The following is a 2,520-nucleotide window of genomic DNA, read 5'->3' on the forward strand; positions in this document are numbered from 1 at the left end:
GTAAGCATGCGGTGAAGGCCGCAGATCAGGCAGCTTCGTGGGCTTGTGCGGTGGGCGAGCTCCAATTCCATGGAAGCAATTCTTCAAGCCTCGTGACCGGCATATCCGCAATGTGAGACAAGACATCAGCCAGCCAGGCCTGAGGATCGATGTCGTTGAGCTTTGCCGTCATGATCAGCGTCGCCATGAAGGCAGCACGATCTGCACCGCGATCGGAACCAGCAAAGAGCCACGATTTTCTGCCGAGAGCGAAGCCGCGCAGGGCTCGTTCAGCCGCATTATTGGTCAGGCAAATCCTGCCGTCGCTGAGGAAGGATGTGAAGCCGTCCAAGCGCTTGAGCATGTAATCGATCGGCTCGGTGACAGGTGAGCTGCGCGATAGTTTTGCCCGCTCGACTCGCAGCCAAGCCTCAAGCTCGTCGATGAGGGGGCGGCTGTCCTTGTGACGTCGCTGCGAGCGTTCGTTGACGGAAAGTCCGTTGATGTCGCGCTCGATATCAAACAGTGCATCGATCCGCCTCACAGCCTCAAGCGCCACTGGCGAGATCGGCGTCGCATTTTTTCCGCGCTTGGCGTTCGTGGCAATGTCAGCCAGCACGAAGAACTTGCGGCGCGAGTGAGCCCAGCAAAGCGCCTGCGTCAATGGACCGGAAGCACGCTCCGACTTGAAGAGCGGGTTGTAGCCGCCATAGGCATCCGCTTGCAGAATGCCGGTGAAGGTCTTGAGATGACGCTCGGGATGTTCCTGCCGGCGATCTCGCGACGCATAGTAGAGGGCGGCCGGCGGCGACGTTCCGCCGAATGGCCGGTCATCTCTGACGTAGGTCCATATGCGTCCGGTATCAGTCTTGCCTTTTGCCAGGATCGGCACCGTGGTGTCGTCACCATGCAGCCGCTCGGCGGAAAGTACGTGCGCTTCGATCAATCGGTGCAAGGGCTTCAAGATCGCGGCGCAGGCACCGACCTGGTCGGCGAGTGTCGAAAGGCTTAGGTCGATGCCTTCTCGGGCATAACGTTCGCTCTGCCGGTTTAGCGGCTGATGCTGTCCGAACTTCTCAAACAGTATCATCGCCAAGAGGTTTGGTCCGGCAAAGCCGCGCGGCGTCACGTGGAAAGGAGCCGGCGGCTGGGCAATCTTCTCGCATTCGCGGCAAGAGAATTTCTCCCGCACGGTTTGGATGACCTTCCACTGGCGTGGGATCACTTCCAGTGTCTCGGTGATGTCCTCACCCAGCTTTGACAATTTGGCCGAGCCGCAGCAGGGGCAGCTTTGAGGAGCGGCAATCACAACGCGCTCGCGCGGCAGATGCTCAGGAAACGGTTTGCGCGATGGACGCTTGCGCTCGAAGGTTTTGACTGTCGATGATCGTGCCGCAATCTCCGCGGCCAGTTCGTCCTGGCTAGCGTCGGCTTCCAGTTCCTCGAGCTGCAATTCCATCTGTTCGAGAAGGCGGGCCTTTCGCTCCGAGCGGCTGCCATGGATGTCGCGCTTGAGCTTCTCAATCTCCAGCCTCAATCTGGCAATGAGCGCATCGGAATGAGAGTTCACTGCCTGGGCTCGGGCAGCAACGGCCTCGGCTTCACGACGGGCGGCACGCTCGGCGAGGATCATCGCATGAGCGCTGGCAAGGTCGTCGGGAAGCTGATCGGCCGCATCGGTCATGACGAGAGGGAATCATATTCGTGCCCGCCTTTCCAGCCGTTTCCGCTACCCAGCCGAGCTTGGACGCCAGGTTTTTTGCGGCATTCGCCAATCGATCCCTTCGAGTAGATAGCCAAGTTGCGCAGGCGTGATCACCACAGTGCCGTCGGCCGCTGACGGCCATATGAAGCGGCCGCGCTCCAACTTCTTCGTGAACAGGCAGGCACCTTGGCCGTCGTGCCAGATCACCTTGATGAGCCCGCCCCGACGCCCGCGGAAGCAGAACAGGTGGCCGCTATGCGGATCCCCCTTCAGCGTCTCCTGCACCATCAACGACAAACCAGGGAAGCCTTTTCGCATATCTGTGTGTCCGGTCGCCAGCCAGACCTTCACGCCGCTTGGAACCGGGATCATCGCCGGTCTACGATATCGACGATCCGAGCGAGCGCTTCAGTATCAACATCGCTCTCCACACGAATGCGCCGCCCCCGACTAAGCTCAATTATCACAACGCTTATCTTCTTGCGCGATCGAGGTGGCAGTGTTGTCTCCACCGGATCAGGCGCAGGCAAGGCCGCGACTTCTACGGGAATAAACTGCCGCGCTGGCGGCGGTGAGGCCTGGCAGAGTTCTTTGCGCCACCGGAACAACTGACCCGCATGGATGCCTGCCGACCGGGCAATCTCGGATACGCTGGCATTCGGCTCGAGGCAGGCCGCAACCAGCCGCTCCTTTTCTGCGCGAGACCAGCGACGACGGCGCTCCACAGACGTGATCACTTCGATTTGCTGCATTGTCATAGGACTATCCCTAGTGCTTGCACTAGGACATCCAACGTTCCGCCTCACATCACAAGACGGCCCTCACTGTGGGGATAC

General features: G+C 60.1%; 3 protein-coding genes. All 3 read right to left on the reverse strand.

What is annotated here, in order from left to right; genetic code table 11:
- Positions 1-25: 25 nt before the first annotated feature.
- From tnpC to tnpA, 3 genes are read right to left on the reverse strand one after another with little or no spacing between them, the layout of a single operon-like run.
- Positions 26-1,663, reverse strand: a complete 1,638-nt coding sequence (tnpC, locus tag EV130_RS32360) for an IS66 family transposase (protein ID WP_132662576.1) — start codon at positions 1,661-1,663, stop codon at positions 26-28.
- 45 nt (positions 1,664-1,708) lie between these two features.
- Entirely contained in the window at positions 1,709-2,035 is a 327-nt protein-coding gene (tnpB, locus tag EV130_RS32365; RefSeq protein WP_425375579.1) for an IS66 family insertion sequence element accessory protein TnpB, read from the reverse strand.
- 17 nt (positions 2,036-2,052) lie between these two features.
- Complete coding sequence (gene tnpA, locus EV130_RS32370) at positions 2,053-2,436, reverse strand: IS66-like element accessory protein TnpA (protein WP_165918609.1); 384 nt, start codon at positions 2,434-2,436, stop codon at positions 2,053-2,055.
- Between the last annotated feature and the right edge of the window lie 84 nt (positions 2,437-2,520).

The sequence above is a fragment of the Rhizobium azibense genome, assembly GCF_004342325.1.
Taxonomy (GTDB): Bacteria; Pseudomonadota; Alphaproteobacteria; order Rhizobiales; family Rhizobiaceae; genus Rhizobium; species Rhizobium etli_B.